The following is a 14,356-nucleotide window of genomic DNA, read 5'->3' on the forward strand; positions in this document are numbered from 1 at the left end:
TAATTATATACTAAAACCTATAGATTATCCCTGCTTTAGCAAAAAATGGAGTACCAGGTGTAAAGTGAATTTCTTCTACGGATTGGGTTTCATTTGCCAACCTTGATTCCGTAGCGAATTGTGTTTCATTCCACTCAGTATCAAATAGATTTTCAATACTTACAGAAAAATCAAAATGCTTCCATTTATAATTTAAGGATATATCAAATACTGTGTATCCTTCTGCCTCTATACTATTATTTTCTGTTGCTGCTCGATCTCCTAGATATCGATACCGAACTCCACCAGAAAAATTATGAAAACTTTCTATACTTATTCCTCCCGCAGCAGTAATCTTTGGCGCTAGAGGAATATAATCTTCCCCATCTGGTTCTTCAATACTTCTGGCATATGTATAAGTTACGTCAGAATCTAAAAACAACCAGTCATTTATCTGATATCTACCGCTAAAATCAATTCCTATTCTTCTTGTTTTCCCACTTGGTTCAACAACTCCTTCATCACCTACATACACGAATTCTTGTTCTAATCCTAGGTACCAAAGTGTTGTATTTAGAAATACTCTTGAAAAAGGTTTCCAATTTGCACCTACATCTATTCCATATGACTTAGGTAAAATCTCTTCTCCTTTTTGTGCAACAACTACGCGAGTATCATTCCCGTGAAATCCTATTCCTGATTTCATAAAAAAATGTAAGTTATCGGTTGGATCGTAAGAGATTCTTAATTTGGGAGTAATGATTGATTTAGTTTCAGACTGTATCTGAAATGGTGTTAGCAATGCATCCTCGTAGGTATACTTAAAATAATCCAAACGCACTACTGGGGTTATTTTTAATTTCCCAAAATCTAACGTAACATCAGCAAAAGCATACGCATTTGTCTCATTTACTGTTCCTAGACTTACATTTTCCAGAGTTTCATTTCGATTCGCCGTTCTGGATAACTCATTACCTTTTATCGCATCATTTCGAAGACCTATTCCTCCGTTAAACTCCAAATCGAGCTTATCCCAATATTTTCTGGAACTAAATGTGCTATTAAAACCAAATAGGTTTCTACGTTCTTTTTGTCTGATCTGATCTCCATTTACAGGATCATTTAAGAAAAAAGTAAAATTCGAATACAGTTCAAAATCATACAACGTATAAAATACATTTGTTCTAAAAGTAGTGTTATCAGTTAGGAACTTGTCATACATCATATTAAAATTAGTTCTGGATGTATTTCCACCTTCTGTATCATCTATAGCACCAAAACGTGAAATTAGGCTTTGAGCTACAGCTCTGTTTGGTATTTGTCCAGAGGCATCCCATCTACTGGTAAAATGAGAAGCAGAAAAAGACACTTTACTATTGTTTTGCAACTGTGCCACATATTTACCCGCTAGATTAATTCTATTAAAATTTTGAGGAGACTCAAAAGGTCCATCACCTTCTAAATATTCTATTGCTAGTGTAGCGTTCTCTTTATTAGAAGCTTCTAATAAATTAAATAATCCTACTGTTCTTAATGTATTGAAAGCTCCTGCTTCTACTTTGATCTCATTCTCAGTAAAACTCTCTTTTGTTTTAAAGTCTACATATCCAGCCGTATTGAAATTTCCATGATCGGCCGTAAACGAACCTTTACCAAAACGTATTTTATTAATGGTCTCCGGAATAATAAAATGTAAATCTGCATATCCTTGTCCATGAGCATGAGATACCATATTTACAGGCATACCATCTACAGAAATTGATACATCTGTTCCATGATCAACATCAAATCCTCTAATAAAAATCTGTTCAGCTTTACCCCCTCCAGCATGCTGACCAATAAATAGACCTGGTACTTTTCGTAATAATTCCTGAGAGGAGTTTACTGGATTTACTCTCATATCCAACTTATTTATTAATTGTAATGGATTAATTTCTTGTTTCAAAACCAATTCATCAAGCTGAAAAATTTTGTTTTCCAATCGCACTTTTATACCATTCGATATATCTTCTTTTTTAATGACTATTCTTTTAGTTTCAAAACCTAACAATCGTATTGTTAACGTATCATTTTCTTTCACTTTATGGAGTAAAAAAATTCCGTTGTCTAAAGTATGTGTATGACTCTCTGCCTTATTATTATACACGTAAGCTTCAGACAAAGGAGTATCAAATACATCAATAACTTTACCTTTTAAGCTTTGATTTTGAGCATAACCGTATACACTGAATATCAGTGAAGTTATTATAAAAATATTTTTCATGAGTGTTGTTTAGAGGGTGAAAAATGTTTACAGCTCCTGTATTTTTCTAAAAGTTACAGGTCCTAATTCGTAGCCACTCTCTAATAATTCTTCCTTAATCGGAACAATTGCATCTTTCATATCATTCGCCTTATAAATCTCTGCAATGTGATAGTTTGCCTCTGGCTCAAACGTCTTATTTAGTAAGTGCTTTTGAGCAATGTCCAATGCTTTTTTATGATCTCCTTTCAGATTAAGAATATAGGCTTTAAGATCATAGGATTGTGGTGCGGGACGGTTCCGTATCTCTTCTTCGGCTATGTCCAAGGCTTGATCAAATTTTTTGTACTCTTCTGCTAGTAATAATGCATTATGTGTATTATACATGAATCCGTATCGTTCATCTTTAACAGCTTGCTCATACATCTTAAGATATACTTTTTTAGTGATATCTTCTTTTTGAAACTCTGCAATCTCAGCCTTCAAAAGAAAATAATCAGGACTTTGATAATTTGATGTTATTTCGTCTAAGATTGCTAAAGCTTCTACGGGCTTTTTTTCATAAGAATATATGATCCAAGCGATTCCTTTTTTCGCATAGGCGTTAGAAGGGTCTATAGCTAAAGCTTTTAGATAATGATTATAGGATTCTTTAATTCTACCAGCATGACCATAATAGTCTGCTAAATTAGTATACGACCATAATAGTAAACCTTCTTTTTTACTGTTCTCGGCTATTTGTTTAGCTTTTTCCATATTTCTTATGGTGGCATCCAGATTTCCTTTGTAATCATTCCATTTCGCTAAACGAATCAAAAAATTAAAATCATTTTGGTTTGCTATCCTTTCCAGGTATTTATGAGCATTTTCGTATTCTCCTAATTCCATGGATACATCAAAAAGAACCATTTCTGAAGCCTTAATATTTGTTTTTAAAAGATATGCTCCTTGTGCTGCTTCTTTAGCTTCTATAAACCTGTGTTGAGAGATATAATTATGAGCTAAAGCTAAAAGGTGTCCAGATTTGCCAATAGCCGCTACCTCTGCAGATTTAACTAATACTTTTTCTGCTAGTTTGAGGAACTTGATATCTCCTGTTGATTGAAATAGTTCAGTATATGCTGCAGCTACCGGAGCTAATGCCGTAATCTGTAGACTATCTTCTTTTATCTTAGCGTTCCAAAACTGAAGTCTCTTTGTTGCTTCTTTTACTGTTTCATTATCTTGTTTCTTAAGATATATTGCATAATCCTTTGGGTTAGTTATCGAAGTTTCTTTTTCTTGGCAGGAAATAATGAGTATAACTGCCATAAAACCTATAATGCCTTTTAATACTCTCATGTGTTTGTTTTTTGATGTTTGTTTTGTTTGATAATGTACTAACTGTCATTCTGAGTCCATCTTTTACAATTATATAAATTGTATAGAGTCACTTGAGGGCTGACTTTTATACTTACAGACAGACTCAGTTAGACAGTAAAAAACTTAATTATAAAATTACTTATGAACCATGAGGGGGTTCTAAATAAGGAAATGTATTTAATGGTGTTTCACCTGCATTACTTACACCATCTGTTACTAATATTGGTAAATCAGGAATAGTATCACCGTCTAAATCTTGTCCATTAAAACGATCTCCATTTTGACCTCCAAATAATAAAATTAAAGAAACATCAATTACATCATCTGTAAGATTTCTTCCTGTTAATACATTAGTTCCATCAAAATATGTTGTTGGAGTACCTGGTGCTACTTGTAATACGTCTGAAGCTAATACCGTAGTGAGTGTTGTAATATCCAAACCAAGAATATTATTTTCATAAGTTGCACCAAATGCATTATGTAACCCTGCTAATTGTGTTTCAAATAAAGACTGAAAAGCGGCTCCTTGTTGTGAAGGGATTGTAACGTTAAAGTTATTTTCGATATCTGGTGTCGCACTGAATACGGTATTAATTCCTGGACGTCCCATCTGATCTTCTTGCGAAAATGTTCCCGAAAAATCAACTACTACTGGTGGTTCGATTACTATTGCATCATCATCACTACTACAACTTACGATTCCTGCTACTAATGCTAACGCTAATGATATATTTTTTAAATTATTTAGTTTCATAATATCTGTTATTTTTTAAATTCTTGATTATTGTTTTCTTTTTGCTTCTGCCCAAGTATTAAATACCTCAACACCGGTTCCTGCAGGATGACTGAATGTTCCTCCTAAAAGCGAATTAGGAACCTCTACCACAATAGATAAGACATTAGTTCCATCAAAATCATCATTACCAGGATTGTTAAATCCTCCAGAAGCCATTCCTCCAATGATTGCATTGAATTGATTGGAATCAAAAAAGAAAGGATCTTCTCTTAACCCTGCGAAATAGGAAATTCTATTTGCTTGTGATGTAGTAGCTCCAGATCCAGAACTGATTGCTACTTGACCCAGATATTGAGTATTTTCATCGATTGTACTGTTAAGTCCTGTTTGGGAAGGTTCGTATGGACCGAAAAAATACATAATACCATTTCTAGGGATTGCTTGTATAACAAGGTCCTCTACCAAATCACCATCATTGTCGATGTTAATTTCTACTAATACATTTTCATCAAAAGTAGCCGAGCTTCCTGGAGCTAATAGTCCCTGAACATTAGCTACGAATACTGTATTATCTGGATTTGCACCTTCAAAAGCATAAAGATCCGTGATATCCGCTGTGCTTCCTACCACTGCAGGAGCATCAATATGATCTGCCGCCATAAATACAGCTCCCAAGCTAAAAAGCCCTCCTAAGATGAATAAATTTGTTTTTCTAATCTTGTTCATTTTATTTTAATTTTAAATGTTTACGCCAATACATACGAGGAATAAAAGACCTTGGTTTTCTGTGAATTGTTAAATATTTGTTAACTAGTTAATTCATGATCTTAATGATCATAAAAGCTCGTTTGTATAAAAAAAATTAACTTTGTAGTAAACTAATTAACCAATGAACCCTTCAACTACTGGTTGGATAGATAAATTTTTAAGAGATTTTGATGTTAACACTCTTTCTCAGTCTTCTTTAGATATATTGTATCTAAGACTTAGGAAAGTAGGTTTTATATATGGTACATCAGTAGAAATAGTCTTACCTAATGATTCGGAAATTATTTATTCTGAAGAAGAGAAGACAAAAATTAATCTTTTCGCAGCTTTAGTAGTAACCTACTATGAAACTATTGATAATGGTGATCCAAAAGATTGTATAAAAGCACTTATTGAGTTTTATGAATATCTGGATACTAAAAAATCTTTCTTCTCTTTTATTAATGCATTGACTACGAGCAAAAGTGAAAAGCTGGAGAAGATTATGCATACCCGTATCCAAACCAATGAATCTATTTTTAAGAAAAACTTTAGTCATTTATTAACGAATGCACTATTGTTTATTGATGTATTGGCTTTTGAGCATTTCTTAATTCATGATAAGAATCCTATTGAATATGCAGCTACGCTGGAAGAAACCTTAACAAATATTGTTTTTCTGGCTTTGAACTCAAAAATCGAAAAAGATAATTATGATGAATTATTGGTTAAGCTATTTGCTTCATCGGTGAGATATACAAAAGTTAGTACGGATGAGGATGCTAGTTTCGATCAAATCGACTTGGATGAGTATACCGATGATTTAGAAAAAAGATATATTTTGGATCTTACTAGTTTGGCAGTATGGAATGATAAAGAGATCGATTTTGGGGAACAGGATTTTATTCGCGCTTTAGGAGCAGAATTAGGATTACCTAATCAATGGGTAAGAGAATCTCTGTATTCTGTACAATCATTTGTAAAAGAATATAAAGAAGATATTTCTTTTTTTAATTATTCTAATCCTGCGCATCATTTTTATAAGCAAACTTCCAGAACAGTAAGTGTATTAATACTTAGAAATAAGAAACGGCTAATTAAAGAGATCTCAGAAAGTAAAGATTTGATGATTTTATTAGGTCAATCTGCAGTGAGAGATCTATCCAAAGAAGAAAAGCAAAAAGTAAAACAACAATTACTGGATGTATGCAAGACGATACCTTCTCTAGCTATCTTTATTTTACCAGGAGGAAGTTTATTAATGCCTTTGCTAATTAAGTTTATTCCTCAGCTATTACCTTCAGCCTTTAACGAGAATAAATAAAAAATCCCTAATTTAATCAGGGATTTTTTATTTTTTTATACTTCTAGTTTTTGAAGCTCTTCATAATTCTTCTTAAGTTTCCTTGTCAATATACCATATATCAATCTATACAACAGTGCTAATAGTCCAAGAAAAATTGCTACTACAATCAGGGAAGTAATTATAATCAAATAAGCTGGTACTTCTTGATCTGTCGACTTGCTAGCATATACATCTGTATAGAATGCCGTATACATTACGACAACTAAAGTAGTTAATGCCAAAAAACCAATATTGATCCATACATACCGCTTAACTGTTTTTCTTGTATTCAGTATGTTTTTCATCAATACAGCAGCTGAATCTGTGGTTTGGATATTTCTATAATTCAGGTAAAACTGAACCATAAAATATACCAAGATACTATAATATAGTATTGTGGTAAAAATAGAGAAACCTTCTAATCCATGAACCTCGAGTTCATCATAGTGACCACTTAATCGTACAATGACATCAATTGAAGACCACAAAATAAATTCTAAAACACTAATGATGAAAATCCATTTTACCATTGACGACGATTTCTTTAAAATCATCTTATAGATTTCATTATATGATAACTTAGGAAGGCCTTCTTCTTGATTCTTCCAGTCTTTTTTTAATAATTCTAATTCATCCATAATTATGGGTTTAATATTTTTTTCAACTTTGTTTTCACTCGATTCATCTTCACTCTGGCATTTACCTCAGAGATCCCCATAGTCTCTGCAATTTCTTTATATGATTTATCTTCTAGATATAAGAAAACTAACGCTTTCTCAATATCATTTAGTTGTTTTACTGCTGCATACATTAACTTAAGCTGTTGCTCTACTTCATCATCATATTCTTCGGCCTTAATTTTGAAATCCATCGTATCAAAATCTGTAGTTTTGATACTTCTTTTAGATTTACGATATAAGGTAATCGCTGTATTTAGTGAAACCCTATACATCCAGGTACTAAATTTAGAATCGCCTCTGAACTTAGGATATGCTTTCCATAACTGAATAGTTATCTCCTGAAACAAATCATTATGTGAGTCTGCATCATTTGTATATATCCTACAGACCTTGTGCACAATATTTTGATTTTGCTCAAGATTGGTTACAAAACTATGTTCTAATTCTTTATTCACTTTAGTTAGTTACATCTTATATGTAGACAATAAAACAAATCTGTTACAGATTAAAAACTAATTTTTCTATTTATGATAATTTCATTTAAAAAAACACCTTCTTTATCAATTGATAATCAGTTAGTTTATTATTCTATTTTAACAAAAATAAATATTCTATAGTCTATCTGATATTATCATTTTATCTTTGTAATACAAGATGATATTTATGAATATTCCTTATACTAATTTACCAAGATTAGTGATTATCGGAGGTGGTTTTGCCGGAGTTGCACTTGCCAGAAAAATGGCAAAAGAAAATGTACAACTCGTTTTATTAGATAGACATAATTACCATACATTCCAACCCTTATTATATCAAGTTTCTACAGCTTCTTTAGAACCAGATTCTATTGCATATCCGTTACGAAAAATCGTAAAACGTGGTAAGAACACATATTTCCGGATGACAGAGGTAACTGCTGTCGACCCAAAGAACAAAGAGGTTCATACGGCTATTGGTAGTATTACTTATGATTATTTGGTAATTGCTACAGGAGCACGAACCAATTTCTTTGGAAATGAAACTATAGAAAAGAATGCGATGCGAATGAAAAACTTACCGCAGGCATTAAATCTTAGAAGTTTGATGTTAGAAAACCTGGAGCAAGCAGTAATTACAACTGACACAGAAAAGAGAAAAGAGTTACTACGTTTTGTATTAGCAGGTGCAGGTCCAACTGGTGTAGAATTAGCTGGAGGAATAGCAGAACTAAAGCTTAATGTGTTACCACGTGACTATCCAGACATGGATTTTAGTGCTATGGAAATTCATCTAATAGAAGGCGCTGATCGAGTTTTACCACCTATGAGTGAACACGCTTCTGAAAAGGCTACCAAGTTCTTAGAAAAAATGGGAGTTCATATTCATACCAATACACAGGTAACAAATTATGAATCTAATCTAGTATCTACCAATACAGATTTATCTCTAAAAACTGCTACTTTTATTTGGTCGGCCGGCGTTACTGGAGCTCCTGTAGAGGGGTTACACGCAGAAACTTTAATACCAAGAGCCAATCGATATAAAGTAAATCAGTTTAACCAAATCGAAGGATATGATAATATTTATGCTTTAGGAGATATCGCTTTGATGCAAACGGAGGATTATCCGAGAGGACATCCAATGGTAGCTCAACCAGCAATTCAACAAGGAAATCACTTAGTAAAAAACCTAAAATTACATCTAAAAGGAAAACCAATGATTCCTTTTAAATATTTTGATAAGGGATCCATGGCAACTATAGGTCGTAACAAAGCTGTTGTTGACTTAGGTAAATTTAGATTTGGAGGATTCTTTGCCTGGTTTATCTGGATGTTTATTCACTTATGGTTTTTAGTAGGCTTCAGAAATCGTTTTGTAACCTTCTTTAACTGGACCTATAACTACATCAATTATGACAAAGCTGCCAGATTGATCGTAAGACCTTTTAAGAATAAAGAAGAAAATGCTATTGAACGGGTGTAATACTAATCAATACTCATAAATCCACGACTAGGAAGGTCTTCTCTAGTAACTTTTTTGCCTTCTGTTGGCGGTTTCACTTCAAAACCGTCAAGTGTATATGATATGCTATCCATAACAATTGTAGCTCTGTCTTCTACAATCATAATAATCAGACCTGGTAGTCCCCAATATCCTAATGGCCCAACGGTTGATACTATATCTTTTGTATACCATACTACTATTTTTTGATCTTGACTTTCGTATTTTTCATTGGTATTGATCAAAATAGCTTTTGTACATGTATACCCATTTATTACTTTGGTTTCTTCCATGATTTTCCAATTCATTGGAACCAAACTTTCAGAAATTATATAATTTTTATCCGAAATAAAATCAGTACTTACCTTTTTGTTAGCATCAAGATCCATATAAGTAGTAATTGGCTTATCCCTTCTCCAGGTTTGTCTTACAGTAAAAACTTTTCCATTTTCTCCATAAGAAATATCATTATTAATATCAATATCCGATATTTCCTCCTCAGAATAATGAATAGATTTACTACCGTCAATCTTTAAAACACTTATATACTCATAAATAGAAAATTTCTTTCGGTAATTTTCTGCCTTTTCGTTTATAAATTCTTTCTCCTCTTTTGTAAGTCTTTTTTCTGAAACAAAAGAATTCACCCATTCATAAATTGACTTTCTTTTTTCTTTATAATGAACCGTCATTTCCTGGCTTTTTCCAGAAAAAGAAATTAAAAACACAATACAAAGTAATTTTATTTTCATACATAGAGTTATTGATAATTTGCAATATAATTTTTTTTCAATGGTAATCACTTTAATACTCGTTAAATAATTTTGCTGGTAAATCTATAAGTTCTTGTCTCGTAATTTTTTCACCTTCAGTCGGAGGGTTTATTTCAAAACCATCTCCAGAGAGTATACGAATTTTATGAAAATTAACTGTTTTTTTATCTTCTTTTAGCTGCAGAATGAGCCCAGGAAGCCCGTAATATCCTTTAGGACCATGAGCTGATTTAATCTCTCTGGTGTACCAGGCTTCTACTTTTTTGTCTGAGTTGTTTAGTGTCGCTTTATAACAAACATATTGATCGATCTTTTTTGTTTCTTTTGTTAATGTCCATTGTGGTTGTTCTAGTACTTCTTCAATTAAAAACTTTCTACCTTTAAGATCAAACTCATAAACTTCTAGCGAACTTATTTTCTTTTTCTCAGATTGATCTATATAAACTACTTCGGAGTTATTGTAATTGATGCGTTCTCTTTTAAACTCACGCCCTTTTCTATTGGTTCTTATCTCCGATACTGTATCATTACCAACTTCTTCCTGCGGGTAATACAAGGACTTTAGCGCTCTAATTTTTAATACCGTGATATAATCATATTCTGGAATATTTAAAGACTTACGTTCTATCTTTTTAGAATGTATCATCATTTTATTTACCTCTTCCTGAATTTTATTTCTGTAATAATCTAGAGAATCCTTATCCTTATCGGCATATATTGCTGCTTTAATTTTCGCCATTTCTAACATATAAACCTCAAATTCTAAAGAATCAAAATGTCCATTCTTGGTAGTTACTTGATCTGGTATTCTTTTCTCCTTATAAAATACGGTAATCTGCTGTGCATTAAGTGTAACAGAGAATAAAATAACAGTAGGTAATAACAGTTTTTTCATTTTTCGATTGATTATAAAATGTAAAACTAAGAAATTAGTTGAATGATTCAACTAATTTCTTAGTTTATTTTAACAACTTCCTATTTTAGTCAACATAACAATCCATCCTAATAATTCTACAGTTCGGTAGTATTCAATTTTCAGACCTAATTCTTTAACGCAAATTTGAATCATCGATCTAACACCATAAAACGAACAGATGAAATCATTACTAACTACAATTTTATTACTCTCTGCAGCATTTTTGAATGCACAAAACACTATTTCTGGTATTGTTACAGAACCATCAGGAGTTCCAATTCCGGGAGCCAATATTTATCTGGATGGAACCTATGACGGTGCATCATCTTCGGATGATGGAACCTTTTCTTTTACCACTACCGAAACTGGTGAACAAACATTAGTCGTTTCTTTTCTTTCTTTTGAAACCTTCTCACTGAGTATGGTTGTGACTGAAATGAAAGACTTAAAAATCAAGTTAAAAGAAGATGTAAATTCACTAGGCAGTGTTATCCTTAATGCAGGGACTTTCTCTGCCGGTGACAATAGTAAAGCATCCGTATTAACTCCGCTAGATATTGTTACAACTGCAGGAGCCGCTGGAGATTATATAGGAGCTTTCCAAACACTTCCAGGTACGTCAACGGTAGCAGAAGACGGTCGATTATTTGTAAGAGGTGGTGATGCCAATGAAGCCAATGTGTATATTGATGGACTGCGAGTTTTTCAACCTTTTGCAGCAACAGCAAACAATATCCCAACTCGAGGTCGCTTCTCCCCTTTCTTATTCAAAGGAACTAATTTTTCCACAGGTGGATATTCTGCAGAATATGGTGATGCCTTATCCAGTGTCTTACTTCTTAACACTATCGATGAACCCGAACAAGAAAAAACAGATCTATCTTTTATCAGTGTGGGGCTTGGTGTAGGAAACACTCAGAAATGGAAGAAAAATTCTCTAAGTATCAATGCATTCTACCTAAACCTAAAACCTTATCAGGAAATTATATCCCAACGTGTAGATTGGATAAAACCTTTTGAATCTTTATCAGGGGAGGCTGTATATAGACATCAATTCGATAATGGATTGTTTAAACTATATGGAGGATTAAATTATACAGATTTCGAATTAACCCAGGAAGACATCAATGTACCAGAAGGCATCAATTTTGGACTTAAAAATAGAAACTTGTATATCAATGCATCGTATAAAGGTGCATTAGGAAATGATTGGACTCTGGCAACTGGAGCAAGTTTTGCAAACGACCATAATGATATAAAAATTGAAGAAACAAATGTCGGTAATGACGATAATGCAGCTCATTTAAAAATAAAACTAAGAAAGAGATTCAGTAATCGTTTCAAACTAAGCTTTGGTGCAGAACAATTTCTTGGAAACTTTAAAGAAGGGGTTAGTGATATTTCTTTCGGAAATTTCCAAAGCAGTTTTAAAAATAATAGCACGGCCGCTTTTTCTGAAGCAAATATATTTTTCAATAAAAAACTGGCTATGCAAGTAGGAATACGGGCAACTCATAATGCTTTACTAGACTTTACTAAAGTATCTCCAAGAGCATCTTTAGCCTATAAAATTGCAGAGAAATCACAGCTTTCCTTAGCATATGGAGATTTTTATCAGACACCTCAGCAAGATATTCTTAAATATAATAGCTCGCTAGATCCAGAAAAATCATCCCATTATATTCTTAATTATCTCTATCAAAACAATGGTAGAACACTAAGAGCAGAAGCCTATTATAAAAGTTATGATCGTTTAGCGAAATTTGATACCGAAATGCCAGAATTCGGCAGTAATTATAATAGTACAGGAGATGGATACGCTGCTGGGTTAGATCTTTATTGGAGAGATAACAAGTCTATAAAAAACTTTGAGTATTGGACTAGTTATTCATATCTGGACACCAAGAGGGATTATAGAAATTATCCAGAGCGAGCTACTCCTAATTTTGCGACAAAACATAATCTATCCGTTGTAGGGAAATATTGGGCTCAAGATTGGAAGTCATTAATCAGTGCTACCTATAACTTTGCATCAGGCCGTCCATACACTGATCCAAATACAAATAACTTTTTAGGTGAGAAAACAAGGACTTTTAATTCTTTAAATATGAGCTGGGCATATTTAATCAGTCAACAAAAGATTTTATTTGTATCTGTATCTAATGTCCTTGGTTTCGACAATGTATTTAATTATCAATATGCCAATACTCCCAATGTAAATGGAAATTTTGCAAGACGTGCTATCAGACCAACTGCCGATCGTTTTTTTATCGTAGGATTCTTCTGGACAATCAGTGACAATAAAACAGATAATCAATTAGATAACTTATAATTTTTCAGATAAAGGCACGAACACAAACCCTATTATTTCTTAATAACAAATTCAGTTTAACTTTAAAATAAAAACCATGAAAACTATATCTATTACAGTAATTTTCACGCTTCTATTACCAATAGCAATATTTGCTCAAAATACTACAAACAGTATTGAAATTAACATAACCAATGTAAAATCAGATAATGGAACTATTATGATCGGTTTGTATAAAGGTGAAGATAATTTTTATAGAAAAACGTACAAATCGGTTACCGTAAAGGCTAAAAAAGGTTCACTAACAGTTACATTAGATGACATACCTAATGGAATGTATGCAATTTCGTTATATCACGATGAAAACGATAATAAAAAACTAGATACAAACTTCTTTAAAATCCCAAAAGAACCTTATGGAACTAGTAATAATGCTAAAGGAAGCTTTGGTCCTCCTAAATGGATAGATGCTAAATTTTCAGTTTCAGAAGAAGAAGCAGTAATTCAGACCATTAAACTGTAATACAATTCATCCTTAATAAACTACAATTCGGTACTATTTAATTCCAAAACACATAGTATTACAGGATATTTACATTGTAAAACAAAAACAATTGTCGCGCTGATAATAATTAAACAAAACCTTAAAACACTACAAATGAAAACAATAATTATCATACTGAGTCTTTTTACAATTACTTCTGTAAATTCTCAAGCAGCTTATGAAAAAGGAATGGGGAAAGCTTTTGAATTATGGGGGAATCAAAAGAATGACGAAGCTGCCAATTTATTTGAGCGTATTGGTAAGGCAGAAAAAGACAACTGGCTACCGTATTATTATGCTGCACAAATACATATCGTAACTACTTTTGGTATTAAAGATGCTGAGGAAATAGAATCTCGTTTGACCAAAGCACAGAATTACCTGAATGAAGCTAAAACTTTTTCTAAAGACAACGCAGAAATCCTGATTATGGAAGCCATGCTAAATACAGCTTATGTAGTATATGATGGTGCAAAATATGGAATGACACATTCTGGTAAAGTGGAAGAATTGTATCAAAAAGCAAAGATTATTGAACCTGAAAACCCAAGAGCAATACTATATCATGCAGAATGGCAAATGGGGGCGGCAAAATTCTGGGGTAAAGACCCAAAAGTCTTTTGTCCTGAGATAGAAAAAGCTATCTTGTACTTTGAAAAAGAACCATCTAACGTGCCGTTTTACCCAGATTGGGGGAAAAACCAAATAACAAGGATACAAGAAAATTGTAAATAAAACTAA

At 32.7% G+C, this 14,356-nt stretch carries 11 protein-coding genes and 1 pseudogene; 5 read left to right on the forward strand and 7 right to left on the reverse strand.

The genetic code is table 11. The features are described from left to right. Window positions 1-10 precede the first annotated feature (10 nt). The 3 genes and pseudogenes from Q0829_RS20325 to Q0829_RS20335 all read right to left on the reverse strand — a co-directional run bounded on the left by Q0829_RS20325 (window position 11) and on the right by Q0829_RS20335 (window position 5,036). Complete coding sequence (locus Q0829_RS20325) at window positions 11-2,242, reverse strand: TonB-dependent receptor plug domain-containing protein (protein ID WP_298546379.1); 2,232 nt, start codon at window positions 2,240-2,242, stop codon at window positions 11-13. A 27-nt stretch (window positions 2,243-2,269) separates the two neighbouring features. Further along, the gene (locus Q0829_RS20330) at window positions 2,270-3,562 is read right to left on the reverse strand and encodes a hypothetical protein (protein WP_298546380.1); all 1,293 of its coding nucleotides are present in this window, start codon (window positions 3,560-3,562) and stop codon (window positions 2,270-2,272) included. Between the two features lie 160 nt (window positions 3,563-3,722). After that, window positions 3,723-5,036: pseudogene (locus Q0829_RS20335) on the reverse strand (DUF4331 family protein). Between the two features lie 172 nt (window positions 5,037-5,208). Here Q0829_RS20335 and Q0829_RS20340 point away from each other — a divergent pair. After that, window positions 5,209-6,390 (forward strand): LETM1-related biofilm-associated protein, encoded by a 1,182-nt coding sequence (locus Q0829_RS20340; protein WP_298546381.1) that lies wholly within the window; start codon window positions 5,209-5,211, stop codon window positions 6,388-6,390. Window positions 6,391-6,425: 35 nt separating this feature from the next. Here the strand turns inward: Q0829_RS20340 and Q0829_RS20345 are convergent, their stop codons facing one another. Together Q0829_RS20345 and Q0829_RS20350 are read right to left on the reverse strand one after the other, a co-directional pair. Beyond that, window positions 6,426-7,049, reverse strand: a complete 624-nt coding sequence (locus Q0829_RS20345; protein ID WP_298546382.1) for a hypothetical protein — start codon at window positions 7,047-7,049, stop codon at window positions 6,426-6,428. Window positions 7,050-7,051: 2 nt separating this feature from the next. Then, complete coding sequence (locus Q0829_RS20350) at window positions 7,052-7,546, reverse strand: RNA polymerase sigma factor (protein ID WP_298546383.1); 495 nt, start codon at window positions 7,544-7,546, stop codon at window positions 7,052-7,054. 208 nt (window positions 7,547-7,754) lie between these two features. Here Q0829_RS20350 and Q0829_RS20355 point away from each other — a divergent pair, with 208 nt between their 5' ends. After that, on the forward strand, window positions 7,755-9,053 hold the full coding sequence (locus tag Q0829_RS20355; RefSeq protein WP_298546384.1) for an NAD(P)/FAD-dependent oxidoreductase: 1,299 nt from the start codon (window positions 7,755-7,757) through the stop codon (window positions 9,051-9,053). Window positions 9,054-9,055: 2 nt separating this feature from the next. Here the strand turns inward: Q0829_RS20355 and Q0829_RS20360 are convergent, their stop codons facing one another. Beyond that, window positions 9,056-9,823 carry a GLPGLI family protein gene (locus Q0829_RS20360; RefSeq protein WP_298546385.1) on the reverse strand — a complete coding sequence of 256 codons (768 nt, stop codon included), beginning with the start codon at window positions 9,821-9,823 and terminating at the stop codon, window positions 9,056-9,058. Window positions 9,824-9,875: 52 nt separating this feature from the next. After that, window positions 9,876-10,739, reverse strand: a complete 864-nt coding sequence (locus tag Q0829_RS20365) for a GLPGLI family protein (RefSeq protein ID WP_298546386.1) — start codon at window positions 10,737-10,739, stop codon at window positions 9,876-9,878. Between the two features lie 199 nt (window positions 10,740-10,938). On the opposite strand from Q0829_RS20365, the gene Q0829_RS20370 reads away from it, so the two are divergent. The 3 genes from Q0829_RS20370 to Q0829_RS20380 all read left to right on the forward strand — a co-directional run bounded on the left by Q0829_RS20370 (window position 10,939) and on the right by Q0829_RS20380 (window position 14,350). Further along, the gene (locus tag Q0829_RS20370) at window positions 10,939-13,092 is read left to right on the forward strand and encodes a TonB-dependent receptor (RefSeq protein WP_298546387.1); all 2,154 of its coding nucleotides are present in this window, start codon (window positions 10,939-10,941) and stop codon (window positions 13,090-13,092) included. A 76-nt stretch (window positions 13,093-13,168) separates the two neighbouring features. After that, the gene (locus tag Q0829_RS20375) at window positions 13,169-13,594 is read left to right on the forward strand and encodes a DUF2141 domain-containing protein (protein WP_298546388.1); all 426 of its coding nucleotides are present in this window, start codon (window positions 13,169-13,171) and stop codon (window positions 13,592-13,594) included. Between the two features lie 135 nt (window positions 13,595-13,729). After that, window positions 13,730-14,350 carry a hypothetical protein gene (locus Q0829_RS20380; RefSeq protein ID WP_298546389.1) on the forward strand — a complete coding sequence of 207 codons (621 nt, stop codon included), beginning with the start codon at window positions 13,730-13,732 and terminating at the stop codon, window positions 14,348-14,350. Window positions 14,351-14,356: the final 6 nt, after the last annotated feature.

Origin of the sequence: uncultured Aquimarina sp. (assembly GCF_947492405.1) — a bacterium.
GTDB lineage: Bacteria > Bacteroidota > Bacteroidia > Flavobacteriales > Flavobacteriaceae > Aquimarina.

Excerpts from the sequence above, each read along its gene's own strand:
- Q0829_RS20380 (WP_298546389.1), top strand. The coding sequence starts at position 13,730 with ATGAAAACAATAATTATCATACTGAGTCTTTTTACAATTACTTCTGTA.
- Q0829_RS20325 (WP_298546379.1), bottom strand. The coding sequence starts at position 2,242 with ATGAAAAATATTTTTATAATAACTTCACTGATATTCAGTGTATACGGT.
- Q0829_RS20345 (WP_298546382.1), bottom strand. The coding sequence starts at position 7,049 with ATGGATGAATTAGAATTATTAAAAAAAGACTGGAAGAATCAAGAAGAA.
- Q0829_RS20365 (WP_298546386.1), bottom strand. The coding sequence starts at position 10,739 with ATGAAAAAACTGTTATTACCTACTGTTATTTTATTCTCTGTTACACTT.
- Q0829_RS20360 (WP_298546385.1), bottom strand. The coding sequence starts at position 9,823 with ATGAAAATAAAATTACTTTGTATTGTGTTTTTAATTTCTTTTTCTGGA.
- Q0829_RS20330 (WP_298546380.1), bottom strand. The coding sequence starts at position 3,562 with ATGAGAGTATTAAAAGGCATTATAGGTTTTATGGCAGTTATACTCATT.
- Q0829_RS20375 (WP_298546388.1), top strand. The coding sequence starts at position 13,169 with ATGAAAACTATATCTATTACAGTAATTTTCACGCTTCTATTACCAATA.
- Q0829_RS20340 (WP_298546381.1), top strand. The coding sequence starts at position 5,209 with ATGAACCCTTCAACTACTGGTTGGATAGATAAATTTTTAAGAGATTTT.
- Q0829_RS20370 (WP_298546387.1), top strand. The coding sequence starts at position 10,939 with ATGAAATCATTACTAACTACAATTTTATTACTCTCTGCAGCATTTTTG.
- Q0829_RS20355 (WP_298546384.1), top strand. The coding sequence starts at position 7,755 with ATGAATATTCCTTATACTAATTTACCAAGATTAGTGATTATCGGAGGT.